The following is a 17,937-nucleotide window of genomic DNA, read 5'->3' on the forward strand; positions in this document are numbered from 1 at the left end:
CTCAACCACCACATGCGGCACCAGCGCACCGCCGGCATCCACCACACCATCAGCACCAAAAGCCCCGCCGGCAGGCGTCACAAACCGCGCAGACACAAGCGACCCGCCCGTGCACGCAACGCCGCCATCGGCACCGGTCGCATCCAGCCACGAGGCGTCGACAGAAAGCCGACAGCCAGTCGCACCATCGCCAAGGCCCGCATCTTGCAGATACACGCCGCAGGCGTGCACGCCCGCTCCGGACCCGGTGCTCGCGGCAACGACGCGCCCGCTGCCGCGCACGGCCATGTCGCCTGCGATCGCGCCGGCGACCGCCTCGTCCGTAATATCGGCCCCGTCCGCCCGGGCATCGACGGTGCAGCCGTCCACCACGAGCGCCCGTGAGACGTGGATCCCGCACTGCGAGCCCGTCGCCGTCAGGGTCCCGGTGCCGCGAAGCGTCAGGTTGCCCCACGCCTCCATGCCGCACAGCGTGATGTCCGCATCGGGCGCATGCGACTCCGTCACGGAGTTCCGCCCGGCAAGCGTCAGCACCAGGTCGCCGTCGGCCCCGATGGCCTCGCCCGCGTAGCCGTTAAGCTCCAGGTGGTCGGCATCGGTCCACGCCCAGCCGGGGCCCGACACGCCCGGCTCGTAGTATGTCGCGTCCGCGATGATGAGGCTCTCCGCGCCCGCGGCATAAGAAGGCCCGCCCAGCAAAACGCACAGGCAGGCCATGGCGGTAAACATCTTGCAGTCCCTTTTAATGAGAAGGCAAATCGCTATAACCGAGTTTGTCCGAACATCGCGTAAGGCATGAGTCAGGTCGAAGGTGTTCATCGAAACGACAGGGACAGAGATGCCTTAATAGGTCGTCTCGATCTGGGCGAACCCCTCGTAGCTAGGATCGACGCACCTCGATAGAGAACGCGGGGGCGCAGTTTGCCGCATTCCGCTCATCGACAGTGTTGGGCCATCGCTTTAAGGAACCTGTCGATGAAAAGGGAGAGTCTGGTAGCGTATGGCCACACGCAGGATCTACCGGCGAGCACATTGCGCAACCTTTTGCAGAGCAAACCGCTGCCAGGGCCTGGTTTGGAGACGATATTCCAGCCTAGGATGGGAGGCAATCATCATTGCGCAGCTAAATCTCCAACAATGTTGAACAAATAGGATGTCATTTGCTTGAAATCCGGATAGCTTTGGTGGCGTCGATATTAAGGGAGCTATCGGAACAGCTCATCATGGCTGCCGGTGCGTTCAAAGAAAGCTACCTCTTCGTTTGATGACCATATGACAAGCCAGTCGCCAGAGTTTGCTACGTGACATTCGTTTCGCCCTGCCCAGTTGCCGCTTAGCCGGTGCATATTATGACGTCGTTTTAATATGTCCATTGACTCGGGTGTATTCTGTAGCACCAGGTCAATTAGCTTTTGAAGCTCGGATAGATCCCATTTACGGCGCTTTGCTTTTTTCTTTAAATCGCGGGAGAAGGCTGCAGAGAACTCTGCGGTTAACGTGCTCATTGTGCCATCGCCGCAGCGATAAGATCGGCGCCATTGTCAAAACGTCCTTTTTTGCCAGATGCAAGAAACGCGTCCCCCTCGCGAATGGCCTCAAGGCTTTCGGCATTGGGCTCCTCAGGGGCAAAAGTCAACGGGATGCGATGGGTGTTGACCATTTGCTTGAAGAATGCGCGCGTCACGGACGACAAATCAAGTCCATAGTAATCAGCCACTTCTGCTGCCTCGCGTTTGAGGTCATCGTCAACCCTAATGGTTAATGTTGAGCTTGCCATTTTTGGACCCTCCAATCGTGTGAGTGCAACCTTAGTATAACGCACATACACTAGTAGATTATGTAATTACAATCAATTAACTAAGCCTTTTAGTGGTACGGCACCTCATACATTGCATGCAGTAAAAAGGCAACGCTCCCTTTCGGAAAGCGTTGCCTTTAAAGCTTCTACAGGGCTCTTGTATTGCAGCTAGGCATGCCGCACGCCCCAACAGCGATATGCGGCACCTAGATGCCCCAGTCCCAACAGGAGTAGCGTAAAGGACGCGGCGATCCAATTGGTGTCGCCAGTCTTGGGGAGTGCCGCAGTTGTTGCGGTGGCAGCCTTGGGCTTGGAGACTTTGGCGACCGTGGTCTTGGTTACTGTCGTTGATGTCTTGGTTGTTGTGGCCGCGGGTTTCAGCGCCGGATTTGCCGTGGGCTCTGTGGTGGGCTCTCCGGCAGCGGGGTCGGCATCGGAGGAAGGCTCACCCGCCTCTCCGCCCGGCACGTCGCGCCCGCCAGTCTCCCCTGCCGGCGGCGTGGCGCCTTCGGGCTCAACCACCACATGCGGCACCAGCGCACCGCCGGCATCCACCACACCATCAGCACCAAAAGCCCCGCCGGCAGGCGCCACAAACCGCGCAGACACAAGCGACCCGCCCGTGCACGCAACGCCGCCATCGGCACCGGCCGCATCCAGCCACGAGGCGTCGACAGAAAGCCGACAGCCGGCCGCACCATCGCCAAGGCCCGCATCCTGCAGATACACGCCATAGGCGCGCACGCCCGCCACGGACCCTGTGCCCGCGGCAACGACGCGCCCGCCGCCGCGCACGGCCATGTCGCCTGCGATCACGCCGGCGACCGCCTCGTCCGTAATATCGGCCCCGTCCGCCCGGGCATCGACGGTGCAGCCGTCCACCACGAGCGCCCGTGAGACGTGGATCCCGCACTGCGAGCCCGTCGCCGTCAGGGTCCCGGTGCCGCGAAGCGTCAGGTTGCCCCACACCTCCATGCCGCACAGCGTGATGTCCGCATCGGGCGCATGCGACTCCGTCACGGAGTTCCGCCCGGCAAGCGTCAGCACCAGGTCGCCGTCGGCCCCGATGGCCTCGCCCGCGTAGCCGTTAAGCTCCAGGTGGTCGGCATCGGTCCACGCCCAGCCGGGGCCCGACACGCCCGGCTCGTAGTATGTCGCGTCCGCGATGATGAGGCTCTCCGCGCCCGCGGCATAAGAAGGCCCGCCCAGCAAAACGCATAGGCAGGCCATGGCAACAATCGCAATGTAATGACGGCTGGTGTAGGACTTGGCAGCAAACATACCCGCTCCGATCTTCGCAGGAGCCAATAGAATGTGCACCAGAAAATGCCCTGGTAGCAGCAGTTATTAGTTTAACGAGATCAAGCCGCAAACAAAGAAAATGCCCCTGAGCAGTGCCAATAATTAGGTGTAAATCGTTTTGCCAATCGGTGAATGGATCGGGTCACGTCAAACGATGCTCGTAAGTCATTGCGTATGCAACCGAGATTGTTGGCTTCGTCCGCAAAACTCTAATTTGATTTGGATTCTTCTACATATGTGAGGCTCCGTGAAACACTATCTTCAAAGGCTCATGGGCTTGGGGCTACATTTTCCAGCCGCGTGAAAACGTTGTGTATGCAGCGCTGATTCGTTTAAGAGTCATGAGTGTGACAATTAAAAAGTTAAGAAGAAAGAAGGCCGCGAGACAGAATAAGAATCTGGAAAATAGCTCATTGATGTTTTTGGTCAATGGGGCAATGCATAACAAGCCAACAACGAAGAGCCCGTCCAAAACAGTCCACATAGATATATGAAAAGATTCATCAACCATTGTAAGCTCGCGATCGAGTGGTTTTGGATCTTTTTGAGAGCTCATTTGTAAGCGCAATTGAAAGAGAAGTACCGCAACACCACACATAAGGCCAGAAATTATAGAAATGCAGCTAATTAGATTAGATATTAAATCTTCAAGGTTAATGCAGCTGTCAGGCCAATTAAAAAATAGAGCCACCGACAGCAAAGCGGGCGCAATTAGCTGAACAAATATATCGCCGTGCGATATTTTATTAGTTTGATAATTGCGGAGTGTAGCAATATATTTGATTAGAAGTTGCCAGAAGCTAATTTTGCCCATGCTACCGACCTTCCGGAGTAACCTAATAGACTATTTATCTCTATTGAAGACATCCTCTGCTCTGGCGAAACTATTAAGACAAACGGCGATAAACCGATCATCAGAAAGTGGCGGCTGTCCTGATTCATTTAATACTTCAGTTATGGGAACTGCGAATTCCTTATCAAGCATAAACGTCTTAGGTTTTCCGTCACGTTGCTTTAGCGTGGCAAAAACTTCTTCTCGACCAGAATAGTTGCTCGTAACGCCAAAATACTCCGCAACCGCTTTCTTGTCTTTAATCATATCAATTGTCGCTAGAGGGATGCGAAGACCTCTTTTATGTTTTGCAATGAATGATATAGTTCCCACGTTTGCCACGGTACCGTCTTCAATGTTTTTGGAGGGGCGATAACGGCGAAGTTCGAATTGCTCCACTCCCGTAAATGCGTCAAGTGCAGACCTTTCTTGTACGCGTTCTGATTTTAAGGTTATTCCCGTTGAATGACTGGCAATATAATTCTTTAGTGCTGTAACTGGCACTGAGGCGCCTCCGCCATTCGGAACTGATTCAATCCCAATCAACGCATAGCCTAATCCAGGAGTACATTTAATGAGTAGCCTAGAAGGGACCATGCCGGCCATTTCCTCTGTGTAGGAAATGCCACTATCGGTCATTGTTCTTGTGTCAACGACATCAACATGAAGTCCCGCGCGACCAGATTTTAGATTGACTAAAACACTGTCATTTATTTGCCTATAAGAATCGAACTGAATGAACCGTTCACCTTCATTTACTTGAAACGGTGCGTTATTGTCATTAACAAAGCTAAAAATGTAGTCTAGTAAAGGTTTGTTGCCGTAATTCGAGACATCGAGTCTTTCCTCCTTGTGTCTATAGGTATTTGCCCAAAGCCTATAGACAACAAGTGAGTGCATCGCGAACAATCCGGGCATTAGAGCATCTCCTAAAGCGATCAAATTAACGTTGATGCAATTTTATTCCTGCTGGTGGACAATTAAAAATACCGTGCTGCATGCAAAGTAAATATTTTTCAGCATTGGGAAATACCATTATAACCCCTCGGCTCTAGTTAAGATATTCTCCTAAACATAGGTTGCGGTTCAAGACGTAGCCTGGGCCAACACTACCGAAGTCAACATATGGGATCGTCCAATGGTTCTCCAGCAAGGAGTAATATACGGGTAATAGCAATTCAGTCATTGTTTCGAATATTAGATTGATAGTTTCTGCCCGGATGTATTTGATTTCCCATTTATGAAATCGACCCCCGAGGATCTCTTTCCATTCCTCAGGGGTCGATCTTAATTTATATAACAGTTTAGAAAACAGTTGATGATGCGGAGACCGGAAGGTCCCCGAAGATCGTGCCGAAAATTTAAGCCTGATTCTAAATCAAATTTTGTGGTGATGATGACCCTAGCAAAGGGTCCTTCATTTGTTTTGTTTAGCCAAGTACCAAATAGCGAAGACACATTCAAGTGCCTACGGAGGTTTACGTTGGTTCAAAAGTTGGCTTAGTCAATTTTTGAGCCAACGTAAGTCAAAACACATAGAAAGAGTTTATGTGAAAGTAGCTAAATTTCGACTTCCGTTATTCGCAAGCCGCTGCTTGCGTTGTTATTAAATCAATGAAAGATAAGCATGCAATCGAGATACAGACCGCTATCACCCAGAAGAATGATGGTCACCACTCCCCCATGCTTCAGATTACGGCATGAATAATGTGTCGAGTGTATATCTAAGCGCGGCTATCTCGCTACGCCCTCACCACAGGTGTCGCTCCCGAGCTTGATAGGCGACAGTTCGATGTGGTCTTTACTTGCGCCGAATTGACCCAGCAGGCCAGCTATGGCGGCGGATACACTATCATCGATGTAAAGACCGCATTTGCCTCCACGCTCAGCTGCTCGCGCGAACTCGACGAGCTCGTTGCGAATTCCCTCGCCGTCAAGCTGGAAGAAATACCGCTTGTTTTGAGAAGGATCCTCTTTGCGTACCTCGAAGTAGTCTGTTTTCCACCAGGGAGCGGGTACGTAAATGTAGCCATCCGTGCCGGAAACCACAAGCGACCCCTCAGATTTAGCCGCCTTGCCGAAAACCGCCTCGCCGTAGCCATCCTCGAATGCCAGTCGGATCTCACCAAACGCGTCAAAGCCAGCGTGACCTTCAAGGTCGGCCCTTACAAAATCGGCTGATTGATAATTAGTTCCGAGTAGCTGCAAGATGGGCAGCAACGCTGCTGGACCCCAGGCTTTGGAGCTCGACCACTTGCCCTCAACGCTCGAGATGTCCTCACTGCCAAGATCAACAAGGCTGGTGCATACAGCGCGCACCGAAAGAACTCGTCCAATGTGACCACTCTTGGCAAGCAGAAGCAGTCGATGGTAGGCCGTTGAATACGCCGTCTTGATCGCGTCGGCCAAAACGAGGCCCTTTGAGCGTGCGAGCGCCTGCAGTTCCTGGCACGCCTCACGCGTTGAGGCAATGGGGCTCTCACATAGAACATGTTTGCCTGCCTCAAGCGCTCGCTTAATCTGTCCATAGTGCTGATTGGGATGCGATGCAAGGTAGATTGCGTCGCATCGACCGACTATCTCATCGAAATCATTAACCTGTTCGACTAAGCCACAGCCTGCGAGGCTTCCATCACTGTCGATCATCGCGCAGGTGGGGTCAACGCCATTCACGAAGGCACTTTCACGCAGATACTTCTCCACTAGCACACGCTTGCCCACGTACCCCATTCGTAGATGTCCACTTTCGGCGCGAAGCTCGGTGCTCGAGACGCCTTGCGTACGATCAAGGTAGACTACCTCACAGTATTCCCTGAGATAGTCGAACTTACCAACCCAGTCAGAGCCTACGGTGAACACATCAATTCCCATACGTCTGATGTCGTCAATCTTCTGGCCCTCGTACTCTTCAACGATTACTTCGTCAGCAATCCCGAGCTCTTGGACAGAACGCATGCGCTCGTTGAGGGTTTGGGAAACGTTAATCTTCCCGCGCACCTTGTCGAAGCCATCGGCGGTTACGCCCACGACCAGGTAGTCGCCGAGCGCCTTGGCGCGTTCCAGCAGGCGCACATGGCCCCGGTGCAGAAGGTCGTACGTTCCATATGTGATCACTTTCCTCATGGGCCTCACCTTCCCTTTCGTGGCTTGTTTAGTAATTGCCGCAGTGCTCGAGCTTCGCGACGTGGAAGGCTTTCTCCCACCCATGGGCCTCGTACCAAGGCCACAGTGGCTCTATGTAGCAGTACAGCAAAGGTATGAGGCCGCGCGCGGCCACTTCGACGGCCAGCGATGAGAGCACCCGCGCCCCGACACCCTTCTCCGCACCAGGGCGTGCCTTGAGCCCGGCGCAGACGGCAACATCGTCGGACTCGGCATAGGTCGCCATATGCGCAGCAATTCCTTCGCTATCCCTAATGACTATGCTCCTGCAGCCCTGAAGCCGCTCTCTCTCGCACAACTGAGCCACGAGCGCGCTGACATCGTAGTGCTTGCCAATCTCCTCGTCGCCGCAGATGAGCCTGGCGATCTCAGGATAGTCGGCCTCGGTCGCCCTGACCGCCGCGGGGTCTGGTACCTGAGTTCCGTCAGCCCGCATAACCCACCCCTCAGACAAACTGTAGTCGGCGAGCACGGTGGCGAGCTCTGCCGCAGCACTGTAAGAGGTTTGGACCATGGAGGGGTCCATTTTCTCAACGAGGGTCGCGACGGCCCGGATTGCGCGGTGGCCTGCCTGCCCGCAGAAGACGACCTGGAGTCCGTCATAATATCGGTAAACGACCGCCTCGAGTCGGCTTTCGTCGAAGACCTCCCAGCACGCAACGTTGTCGCCCTCGAACCCGTAGGTCAGCGCATCGATAAGTGCGTAGGGGTTTTCAACGCGCTGACCTTCCAGAACACGCCGCAAGCCCTCGTCCCAGCAGGCCACTTTCTTCACATTCACGTTCGTTTTCCTTAAAACTCGTAGCTCGATACCGGCGAGTGCTGCCCTCGGCGGTCCTCGGGCGGCAACTGCATGTAGTCACCATAGATGTAAGTGAGGATCGCGTCGAAGTCACGTGTCCCCATCAAACGTTTCCCTTCGAACTCGTACTCCGACAGGTCCTTAAACCACTCCTTAGGCATCGCGTAACGCTCTTCGAGCGGATTTTCTCGATAGAGGGTACCGGTAGCTGGAAACAGCAGCGTCCTCACGCGGTTGGGGCTGTCGTCCGTGCTCTTGCGCTCCATTGGAGCGGCTAGAGCATAAACCGCCTTTGCGGGTATCTTGGACAATAGCGAGAACCAGGCCCTGAGCGGAGCCGACACGCGGGGGTCGAGTCTGCCGACCTCAGACCATAGGACCTTGCGCAGGCACATGCACCAGAAGTCCTGCAGAATTTGGCCGCCCACACCAAGAGGCGCGTCGTCCATGGGGAACACGTCGACAAAGACTCCTGTTTTGCACTTCAAGTGCTCCTGTCCGACCCTCACGTACTTCGTTCCGGTGCGCCTGAGCTTGCCGTACCCCCACCTGTATTCAGGATCGCTCAGATGGTCCTGGAAGAAACAGATGGACGGGTCCATCTCATGGGCGACAGAACGGAACCTCTCGTAGTCCTCACGAAGCATTGCAATATCAGCATCATCATCCCAGGGGATATAGCCCTTGTGGCGCACTGCGCCAAGGAGCGTCCCGCCGAAGATTGTGTACGCAATCCCGTGAGCGCGACACACGCGGTCGAACTCCACGAGCATGTCGAGCTCCAATAGCTGCATGCGCCGGAAGTCCTCTCCTTCTATGACCTTTACCTGTTTCATCTGCGCCCCCACCTAGAACAGACCCTCGGCCGATAGCGAGGTCAGGCAGTCGATAAGCCTGTCGTTGTCCTCCTCTGTGATGGCACCGATGTGCCCGATGCGGAACACCTCGTCGCACAGCGCGCCTCCGTTTGGGCACAGCCACATGCCGTACCCGGTTTTGGCGCGCTCGATGATTGCCTTCGCGTTGCTCGCGGGGCAACGGAGCGCCGTCACTGCATTGGAGGGGTTCTCGGGGACCATCTCGAGTGTGGTGCTCGTCAGGGCGTCGCGCACGGCCTTCGCGCGCGACGCGATCTCGGCGCGCTCCGCGTCGATCCCGCGCGCCTCGATCGACCTCAAACGCGCATTGATCTCAAGCAGCGTGTTGACAGCAGGCGTCCAGGGAGTCTGCCCACGCTCGCCGTTGCGCAGGGCTTCCTTTAGGCTCAAGTAGGAGCAAACCTCGGGATTCTCCGCTACCCTTTCCTGTCCGCGCGGCGAGAGAGCCATGAGGGAGATGCCCGGGTGGCAAGCTAGCGCCTTTTGCGAACCCGTCAGCACCACGTCGGCGCCGAGAGCCGCCATGTCAATCTCTTCGGCGATGAACGCGCTCACTGCGTCGACGATCAAGAGCATCTCGCGTTCGCGGCAAAACTCGGATAGGAGCCTCATGTCGTACAATAGTCCCGACGAGGTCTCATGCATGTTCACGAGCAACGCACCGCAGCCGGATTCCACCGCATCCTCGAGGTTTTTCCGCGTGACCTGACGCCCGAACTCAAGCTTAATCTCGTTGACGTTGTGCCCGTGAAGTTGGCATAAGTCGACGAACCTCTGCCCGAAACTGCCGCCATTGACCACTGCAACTCGCTCAGCGGGCGCTAAGACACTCATCACAGCAGCCTCCATAGCGCCTGTGCCAGAAGCCGTTAGAAACACGCAGCGTGAATCCTTGGGTGCGGACAACAAGTCCAACATAATGCGCTCGTTCTCTAGCATTACCTGAGAGAACTCTGGTGTGCGGAAATAGGGTGCGCTCTTGGCTGAAACTTCCAGCACCTCGCTGGGACTCATAACCGGACCAACGGTGAAGTTAAGCATCTGCATTCTCCTTAGTGTCTTCGTTCACGCACCATGCCTTCAGGCAGTGCGTCTGTCTTTTGTCCTCCGGCGGCAGCTGCATGTAATCCCCGTAGCACTTGGTCAGGTATTCGTCCCAGCAGCCCATGGCGGGGAACATGTGCTCCTCGAACTCAACCTCGACCATGTCCTCGTAGCCTTCCTTGGGAAGCGACCACCCGTGTTTGGCCAGTCCGAGTACGCTGCTGACGCGGCTTGCCGCGTCGTAACCAGGCTCGGTTGCAACGCGCTCAGCCATTGCCATCATCTTCGTCTTTGCGTGCTCCGGATTAAGAAGCGCTTTGGCTGCGTTCTTTATGAAGCGTTTTCCCATTGAGTCCGAATTATGATTGGCGCTCGACCAAACGCTTGCACGCGAGGCCTTGTTCATGCGGACTTGCATGCGCTCAATCTCGCTCTCGTCAGAAGAAACGCCATCCATAACGAAAACATCTATCCAGAGCATTTGATCCATGACCCCTTCATAGGTAGGCTCTTGAGCTCTAATACTTTCGGTGCAGAACTTGCGCCAGGGGTAAACAAACGGGCTGTTCTCGGGGCCAACGAGCCTGAGTCCAGCCGGCAACTCGCCAGCAAGCGTTGCAAGACGATCATAATCGGGGCGCGGCATACAGACGTCGATATCGTCATCCCAGGGGATGAATCCCTTGTGGCGAATAGCGCCAAGCAAAGTGCCGGCTGTAAGTGAGTATCGAAGGCCGTGTTCGGAGCAAAAGGCATCAAACGCTTCAAGAAGCTCCAGCTCCTTCTGGTGTAGCTCTTCGATAGAGAGCGGGGTGATGTTACTCATGCAACTTTCCCTTCCTTAAACATTCAATCAGCGCAAACCCCCTGGTTCCAAGTAGCGCGACCTCGGCTATGCAGCGGATTACGCAGATCGTGAGCAAAGATGACCGGCCGAGAAGCGCCATCGCGAGGAGCAGAGCAGCGTTAATAACACCTGAGGCAACAGTCGAGGCGGTAAGTTCGTTGACCTTACCCAAAGCGCCGAGTACCGGCCAGCCAATCAAGATCGAATAGAAAGAGAGCGGCAGGACAGGGCTGAGGGCAACCATGACCCAAGAACCCGCAACGTAGCCCTGTCCGCCAAGTAGAAAAAACACCTGCGGGGACAGCAGGCAATACGCAACGGTGCCGACCAATAGGGCGGGAGCTGCCATAATCGCCATCTTCCTAACAGCGCCCAGATCCCGATGCGCCACAACATGGGGATACAGACTGCTGGATATTGGAGAATAGAGCGCTTGAACCGCGCTCACGGTTGTGAGGGCGAGCGACCAGTACGCGATTTCCGTCGGGTCGGTGAGCACGATTCCCACGACGAAAGTGGTGAACCCCGAGACAAGGGTGGTGCCGATGTTCGACACGCAATACACGGCAGATCTCTTTAGCTCAGCCAAGGCGTTTCGGAAGCCACCGAAGGAAACCCGCACGCCGTAGCGGGTTCGAACGGTCATGAAGCTCCAGATAAGCGCTACCAAGCCGCCCAGGGCATCCGCAACTGCGACGAGCAGAAGATCCTGCGGTCCATGGACCACCAGAAGAGTCAGGCCGACCGTGATCACCTTTGCCGCGAAGAAACGCGTGGTGAGCGGCTCCATGTCCTCAAAACCTTGAAACATGAAATCCGGTAGCAAGGCCCTGAGCACGGTGGAAACATAGGCAATCAGTACATACCCCATATTGTCCCAGAGCAGTGGGATGAACTGGGCGACGACCACGACGACCGCGCACAGGCCGGCGGCGAGGAGAAGACGAGCGAGCTCTATGGAGCCGAGCAGGCGTGAAAGGACCTCGCAGTTGTCCCTCAGGTCGACGACTTGCTTTGTTCCGGAAAGCATGAAACCGAAGTCAGCGAGCGTCTGGACGATTCCCATGAACGACAACACGTAGGCATAGACGGCGTAGCCACCCGTGCCCAGCACGCGCGTGAGGTACGGCACGAGGATGAGGGGGAATACGTACTTAAGTACTTGTAATCCGTACTGCCAAATTATGTTTTTGGCGAGTGTGTTACTGCTTTTCAATATCTATATCAACCCAAACAAATTTCAGTTTTCGTTTCTATTCGAGCTAAAGCGCAAGGCAATAAAGAGCGGGTGCCTGAGCCCTTAAAGCGAAAGCGACGCCAGCCGCCAGAGGACGCTATCGACTTCCAAAAGAACATTCTCGGGATGGCCCATTCGCCTTCATCAACTCGGTAGCAAAAGCAAAAACGCAGCGAGATTCTTCGTCAACGAGCGCGACCGTGAGGTTTGCAAACAAGATACCGAGCTGATAGAGAGTCTGGTCATACATCCTCTGGTGAAAAGGAAAGGCCAATGTCCGGCGCAAAGCAAGCATGGCTTCGATCGTGAAGTACCTGTCTATAGACCTCTTGCTCGACAGGCTGTTCGAGGTTAACGAGTCAACTTGCTTTTGGTATGAGTAGTCCAATTCGTCGATGGTCGACCCCTGAACCTCAGCACGATCATTTATGTCCGCACAGTGTCCTCAAACCACCCATCTTTGAGAAGCTCTAGGCCTTGCCGCGTCTCGCGATCGAAGATCCTTCCCCACGCAACGCCGCTCGAGTGTTTCGTCCCCACAGAAATGACCCGCCCGAGCTCGCTGATATAGCGGGGAATAATCACGGTGATGTCGACCAAAAGTGTTGCAGGTCATAAGTCGTGGAGCTCGGGCGAGGAACGTTAAGTGGTGGCCGAAACCCGGGTAAGCGCTCCCTGGCCACGCAGATTCAGGAGGTCCATCCGAAGCCCCTCGCGTGTGGTACGCGAGGGGCTTCGGATGGACCGAATGCTTGGCGATCCTCCCGAGATTGTTCAACACTAGTCCCATTTAACAATCCTCATGAATCTAAACAAGCTGCCAGAAAAAGGAAAAAGGAACGACACCGTGCCATTGCGGCCGGTAGACCATAATTACTACAAAAAACACGGCCGTAACTGCGCATATGCCGTAAACGAGGAGGAACTTGAGCTTTGTATCGATCTTTCGGAATCGCAGCGCCACGTATAAGACAAGGAAAAACGAGGTAAACGTCGTCAGCCTCTGGAAGATGTTCACGAAGCAAGCGAGGAACTGGAAGACGACCTGGAGCATGGATCCATGAAAAAGAACCCTCTCCTCCCTGTCGTCATCCGAAGCCCCCACCCCAAACAAATGGGAAACGACAATCAGCAAAGCGTCCATGGCGGTCATGATCGGCGCCGCGAGCGCATTCCCCCCCGACCACGAGGACATGCTATACGTCGAGTACTTGTCAAAGTTCTTCTCAACGAAGCTCCACACGACATCAGGGGAAAGGGCCAAAGCCAACGCGACGACGCCATAACCCAGCATGACTTTCTTTGTCGGTGCGAGCGCCGAGAGCGGAATGAGCGCGAGCATGACGATGGCGGTCGAGTGAAACAGGGAGCCGAAAATGACCGCCGCAGCGAAACGGATCCTCTTCCCGGACTCCAGCCAAGGTATCGCCGCGATGATGATTGCGGCGGCGATACCTTGGCGCATGAGGTTCATAAAGGAGGCGTACGTCAGAAGTGTCACATAGAGGAAGAGTGCGAGCACGGGATTGCAGTCCGACTTATAGACCACATACCCGACGCAGGCGGTCATGACCGCACTGGTGAAGAGAAGAAGGAGCTGCGGATTGGGGCTGACCACGTTCAAAGCCCGGAGGAGGTACAGGAACCCGGTTTCATACCAGGAGTGTGCCATCCACGCCGTCAGGTAAGCGTTCCAGTACTGGAGCGTATCCACTCCGACCGCATAGCTTCTCAGGCCGGAGAACGCGAACAAGACCAGGCAGGCCAAGATGATAAAGCATCGTCTCTCAGCATCCCCGCGCGACACGCCCGTGATTACACCGAGAACGAGAATCACGACTATTTCCATCAGATAAATCGTCATGCGCGCCCAATCACCTTGAGATAATCGGTTCGAATCGACTTGGCGATCGAGGGCCACGAAAACAACTCCGCAACGCGACGTGAGGCCAGGGCCATCTCCGCATAGGCCTCAGCAGAGCTGGCGGCGGCGACGATGGCTTCCCGCACGGATTCGGGAGAAAGGTCGCAGACCCATCCGGCTCCCTCTGCGAGGATGACGTCAGACATGTTGGTACCCGGGGTTACCACGCATGGCAACCCGTAGGCGCACGCCTCGAGCAGACCCATCGGCATCCCCTCGTAGCGTGATGTGAGGAGAAAGATGTCCGCGGCGCGCAGAACCGCATCCTTCGCATCCCCGTATACAGGGCCGCGAACGGCAACAACGTCTGAAAGCCCCGCGGCCTGTAGCTTTTTCTCCATCTCATTTGAGAAGCCGTTGACGGAGTTGCCGTAAATCGAGAGATGGAAGCGCGGTGAATCCGCGCGAGCATTCAACGGAGTAAGTGCTTCGAGGAGGATGTCCAATCCCTTTTGATAGGGCTCCACTCTGCCAACGAACACAATTTCAGGCACGTCGCCATGCCACGACTCCCGATGAGGGCGCTCCTTGGGCACTTCTATGCCGTTCGGCTCGATGAAGCTGTTCCGGTTCCATTTCTCGCCGGACTCATCGCGTTCCTTCTCGGTAAGGTAGTGGATCGCAGCGGCGCCTTGAGCGAAACGGTTGTAGAAAACGGCGTTGCAGATTCGTTTCTTAAAGGTTTTCTTCCCCTGGTCTCCGCTCGTGAGGGCGCAGTGCGGCTCAATCACATATGGTATACCCGAAGACAGCACGCCCAAGAGGGTCGCGTTGGGATGAAACGCATAAAAACCCTCGAAAACGATTAGGTCAGGGCCCCAGATTCGACTGGTGAAATCTTCAATGTTGAAAGCAAAGTCGTTAGGGTTCCTGTAGAAAGGAAGACCCCTCCATTCTTCGCGCTCGACAGGTCTCATGTTATACCAGACAACCTCTTCGAGTTCGGATAAGGCCCCGATCAGTGCAGGCACACAGTACGTAGGGCCCGCGAAGCCCTCAAACTCAAGGTTCGAGAGAAATAGAATCCTCATTCAGCCTCAATCCTAAATCCTTTTAAGCACCGCGTGCGTCAGCTGCCAGAACAGACAATACGCGGAATAGACTGGGTTTATCTTCTCCACTTTTCGGTAGGCGTTCCACGTGCGGGAAACTGCACGGAATTTATTAGCGGAGCGGGAGCCGCCATGTTTCCTGTTCTTTGCAAGCACCTCGTCGAGGCCGCCGGCTGGAACGCCACTCTTGAGGACCTGGAGCCAGACGACCATGTCTTCAGGGAAATCGAACGAATCCCCGAAATCGGGACAAACGAGAAGACTCAGGGGTATTTTCGAGAGGTCGAACGCGATGGTATGGCTGCAGGTCACGGTGTTCTTGAGAAAACCGTCGTAGTCGATGCTCTTGGGTACGTGTACGTAATTCCTATGCTGTCCGTCAGACTCAATGGTCTCATACGAGGTGAAACACATCCCCAGACCACAATCCCGCATGTACGCAAGCTGGTGATCAAGTTTATCCGGAAGCCATGCGTCATCGGCGTCCATGAACGCGACGAAATCGCCGGAAACGTGTTCGATACCGGTATTGCGCGACTTAGCCGCACCAACGTTGTGCTCGTTGGGATGAACCGAGATACGACGATCCTTATTCTCGTATTCCTTCGCAAGTCGAAGAGATGCGTCCGAAGAGCAATCTTCGACCACGATGAGCTCCCAGTTCTTATAGGATTGAGAAAGAACGGAGTCGAAGGTCTCGACAAGATACGGCTCAGCATTGTAGAGGGGCATAATGATTGAAACCAGGGGAGAATCGGTCATACGTTACTTCCCCCTCCTCATCGCCTTGAACGTTTTTACGAACACGCGGGTATCCAACCCGAGCGACTGATGGCGCACATAAAAGAGCTCACGAGCTTGCCTCTGACCACTTCTCCACGTGGATTCATTGCGGTCAGTCGCAGCCCACCAACCGGTGATGCCAGGCTTACATGCGAGCACCTCATCGCGTGCATCGCCGTATTCATACGTTTCCTCAAGTGTTACGGGACGAGGGCCAATGACGGATAAATCACCCGAGAGAACGTTAATGAATTGAGGAAGTTCGTCCAACGAAGTGCGGCGAAGAAAGCGGCCTACACGCGTGATTCGGGGATCATCGTCAACCTTCTGTTCGCGCTGCCATTGCGCCAACTGCTCGGGAGTCATGTACTTCTCAGGATGCTCGTGAGCATCAGAGACCATGGTTCGGAGTTTGAAGATATAGATAGGCTTGCCGCCCTTACCGACTCGCTTTTGGCGAAAAAACGGCTTGCCGGGAGAGTCAATCTCTATGGCGATGCATGCAGCTACGACGGGGATAGCCAATACCACACAGACGCCAGCAGAGAACACGATGTCAAAGGCTCGCTTGAAGGCAAAGTAGCCTGGCCCACCTTTCTTGGGAGCAGCAGCATTGGGATCGGCAGCGGGTGCCTTATAGCTTCCTGTCGCTACGAAACCTTGCGCCGGAGCAGGGTTCTCGACGGGAGGCGGAAATTCCGTCGCCACAGGAGCATGAGAGCCATTCTGCCGATCAATGACTTGACCGATCATTGACGTACCACAAGGAACATCAGTTATATATTCAGTTTTATCCGACACGTTCTCTTCCAACACTTCGTCCCCGGGTCGGGGATCCTCCCTGTTCTGTGTAGCGACCGTCTGCAGCTAGGCGATCGCCTTTTTAAAGTTGCGCATGACGCGCTGCTCGTTTGAAAGAACGGCAAGGCCAACGCGGGTGGTTACGCGCCGGCCGCACAGGTCGAGCTCCAAATAAGCAGTGCACTTGCGTCTATTAATGGTTTTGATGAGGCCTTCGTGGCCCAGCAGTGGACCAGCCGTTACTACGACCTGGTCGCCGTTTTTTAGGGCCTCACTCATGGGCACTACGCGGTCTCCCCTATGCGTAAAGCTGCTTATGAGTTGGGCCTCTTCTTTTGCCAGCGGCACAAACTGACCGTCCTGGGCAAGCACCCGGGCAAAGTCGTCCATGCGCAGCAGATACTGTTGCACGGTGCGAGGGTCTGACGTATCGCAGATGAGATAACCGGGGAACAGAGGCTTGGTCGTGTTGACCCATTCGCCGTGTACCTTGATCTCGGTTTGATATTGGGGATAAAAGAGCTCTTGCATGGCACCAACCGGCACCATGCGCTCAATGCGCTCGCGCATTACGTCTTCGCGACCGTTAATGACTTGGATCACATACCACACGAGCACCACCCCCTTGCTGTCTTACGTGTGGCTCACGGGGTTTGGGTATGGCTTCGCCAGGGCGCTTGTGCGCAAAGGCGCTCCATATTCAAACCCTGAGCCCAGTCAGACAAGCACGTGGCTCTGCCCCACCGTGAACGGTATGTACAAATGCAGTTGCTAGAGGAGCGGACGCATATCGCAAAATGACCGCGCCCCAGTTGGCTGCGTGCGAGCCAGTCAAGCAGGTACGAAACTGGACCGCACGCAAACAGCTGTTGGACTGCTGTGGTTTGCCAAAGCAACTTATTGCAGTACCTAAAGCGAACTAATTAATTAGACGCAAAAGCAAGAATAAAACGTGCATGGCAATCAATATTGGAGCTCGTGGTTTTTCTAACACCGCCGTTACGGCCGGATGCTGATCGACCCTGCGCTTTGTGACTTGCTGGAGCCGTGAGCACAGTGAACTCATGTAACGTTATGTATAATAGCACAAGCTGTTAGTGAAACTGATTTGGGCAGTAATGGACAACATTTCGTTCATTTAGCGTGTTCAAGAGGGCTGTTTTGCGATGTTGTTCACATTGATGCAGGTTATTAAGGTACTGGCGGTGATTAGGGGCGTTCCTGAAGCTCAAATGAAGCAGCGAGCTGCGCCGATGATCGCGTTCGTCTAACAAACTATGTACAGACATGGGAAATAAATTGTGCAACTTTTTGTTGCCGAAGGAGGGGTTTGTGGCGCGAGGTATTTTGAAATGAAAAAAGGCCTCCGGGATTCCGAAGGCCTTTGCATTCACGATGGTGGAGACGAGGGGAATCGAACCCCTGACCTCTTGACTGCCAGTCAAGCGCTCTCCCAGCTGAGCTACGCCCCCGTG

Annotated in this window: 17 protein-coding genes and 1 tRNA gene; all 18 read right to left on the reverse strand. The window is 54.8% G+C overall.

The features are described 5' to 3' along the window. Positions 1-729: hypothetical protein (locus tag ABHR76_RS00340; RefSeq protein ID WP_346976456.1), on the reverse strand; the 729-nt coding region annotated here is incomplete at its 3' end. Between the two features lie 476 nt (positions 730-1,205). Beyond that, entirely contained in the window at positions 1,206-1,505 is a 300-nt protein-coding gene (locus ABHR76_RS00345) for a type II toxin-antitoxin system RelE/ParE family toxin (RefSeq protein WP_117641041.1), read from the reverse strand. After that, positions 1,502-1,777 (reverse strand): type II toxin-antitoxin system RelB/DinJ family antitoxin, encoded by a 276-nt coding sequence (locus tag ABHR76_RS00350; RefSeq protein ID WP_055310766.1) that lies wholly within the window; start codon positions 1,775-1,777, stop codon positions 1,502-1,504. The genes ABHR76_RS00345 and ABHR76_RS00350 overlap by 4 nt, the downstream gene beginning before the upstream one ends. 189 nt (positions 1,778-1,966) lie before the next feature. Then, on the reverse strand, positions 1,967-3,079 hold the full coding sequence (locus ABHR76_RS00355) for a hypothetical protein (RefSeq protein ID WP_346976457.1): 1,113 nt from the start codon (positions 3,077-3,079) through the stop codon (positions 1,967-1,969). 304 nt (positions 3,080-3,383) lie between these two features. Continuing rightward, positions 3,384-3,914 (reverse strand): hypothetical protein, encoded by a 531-nt coding sequence (locus tag ABHR76_RS00360; protein ID WP_346976458.1) that lies wholly within the window; start codon positions 3,912-3,914, stop codon positions 3,384-3,386. A 30-nt stretch (positions 3,915-3,944) separates the two neighbouring features. Beyond that, on the reverse strand, positions 3,945-4,850 hold the full coding sequence (locus ABHR76_RS00365; RefSeq protein WP_346976459.1) for a hypothetical protein: 906 nt from the start codon (positions 4,848-4,850) through the stop codon (positions 3,945-3,947). An 816-nt stretch (positions 4,851-5,666) separates the two neighbouring features. Beyond that, on the reverse strand, positions 5,667-7,055 hold the full coding sequence (locus ABHR76_RS00370) for a Gfo/Idh/MocA family oxidoreductase (RefSeq protein WP_346976460.1): 1,389 nt from the start codon (positions 7,053-7,055) through the stop codon (positions 5,667-5,669). Positions 7,056-7,083: 28 nt separating this feature from the next. Further along, a complete protein-coding gene (locus ABHR76_RS00375; RefSeq protein ID WP_117800192.1) occupies positions 7,084-7,875 on the reverse strand; it encodes a hypothetical protein in 792 nt (263 codons plus the stop codon). Positions 7,876-7,886: 11 nt separating this feature from the next. Beyond that, on the reverse strand, positions 7,887-8,732 hold the full coding sequence (locus ABHR76_RS00380) for a LicD family protein (RefSeq protein ID WP_346976461.1): 846 nt from the start codon (positions 8,730-8,732) through the stop codon (positions 7,887-7,889). Between the two features lie 12 nt (positions 8,733-8,744). After that, entirely contained in the window at positions 8,745-9,815 is a 1,071-nt protein-coding gene (locus ABHR76_RS00385) for a pyridoxal-phosphate-dependent aminotransferase family protein (RefSeq protein ID WP_346976462.1), read from the reverse strand. Further along, a complete protein-coding gene (locus ABHR76_RS00390) occupies positions 9,808-10,644 on the reverse strand; it encodes a LicD family protein (RefSeq protein WP_225093567.1) in 837 nt (278 codons plus the stop codon). Before ABHR76_RS00390 ends, ABHR76_RS00385 begins: the two co-directional genes overlap by 8 nt. Then, the gene (locus tag ABHR76_RS00395; protein WP_346976463.1) at positions 10,637-11,881 is read right to left on the reverse strand and encodes an oligosaccharide flippase family protein; all 1,245 of its coding nucleotides are present in this window, start codon (positions 11,879-11,881) and stop codon (positions 10,637-10,639) included. Before ABHR76_RS00395 ends, ABHR76_RS00390 begins: the two co-directional genes overlap by 8 nt. Before the next feature lie 829 nt (positions 11,882-12,710). After that, positions 12,711-13,766, reverse strand: coding sequence for an EpsG family protein (locus ABHR76_RS00400; protein WP_346976464.1), 1,056 nt, complete (start codon positions 13,764-13,766; stop codon positions 12,711-12,713). Beyond that, entirely contained in the window at positions 13,763-14,857 is a 1,095-nt protein-coding gene (locus ABHR76_RS00405; protein ID WP_225093565.1) for a glycosyltransferase, read from the reverse strand. Before ABHR76_RS00405 ends, ABHR76_RS00400 begins: the two co-directional genes overlap by 4 nt. A 12-nt stretch (positions 14,858-14,869) precedes the next feature. Further along, a complete protein-coding gene (locus ABHR76_RS00410) occupies positions 14,870-15,640 on the reverse strand; it encodes a glycosyltransferase family 2 protein (protein ID WP_117629359.1) in 771 nt (256 codons plus the stop codon). Between the two features lie 3 nt (positions 15,641-15,643). Continuing rightward, positions 15,644-16,474, reverse strand: coding sequence for a sugar transferase (locus ABHR76_RS00415; RefSeq protein ID WP_225093564.1), 831 nt, complete (start codon positions 16,472-16,474; stop codon positions 15,644-15,646). Between the two features lie 54 nt (positions 16,475-16,528). Continuing rightward, a complete protein-coding gene (loaP, locus tag ABHR76_RS00420) occupies positions 16,529-17,080 on the reverse strand; it encodes an antiterminator LoaP (protein WP_346976465.1) in 552 nt (183 codons plus the stop codon). A 778-nt stretch (positions 17,081-17,858) separates the two neighbouring features. Beyond that, positions 17,859-17,934: transfer RNA gene (locus tag ABHR76_RS00425), tRNA-Ala, on the reverse strand. Between the last annotated feature and the right edge of the window lie 3 nt (positions 17,935-17,937).

It is taken from the genome of Collinsella aerofaciens, from assembly GCF_039752985.1.
Taxonomy (GTDB): Bacteria; Actinomycetota; Coriobacteriia; order Coriobacteriales; family Coriobacteriaceae; genus Collinsella; species Collinsella aerofaciens_BT.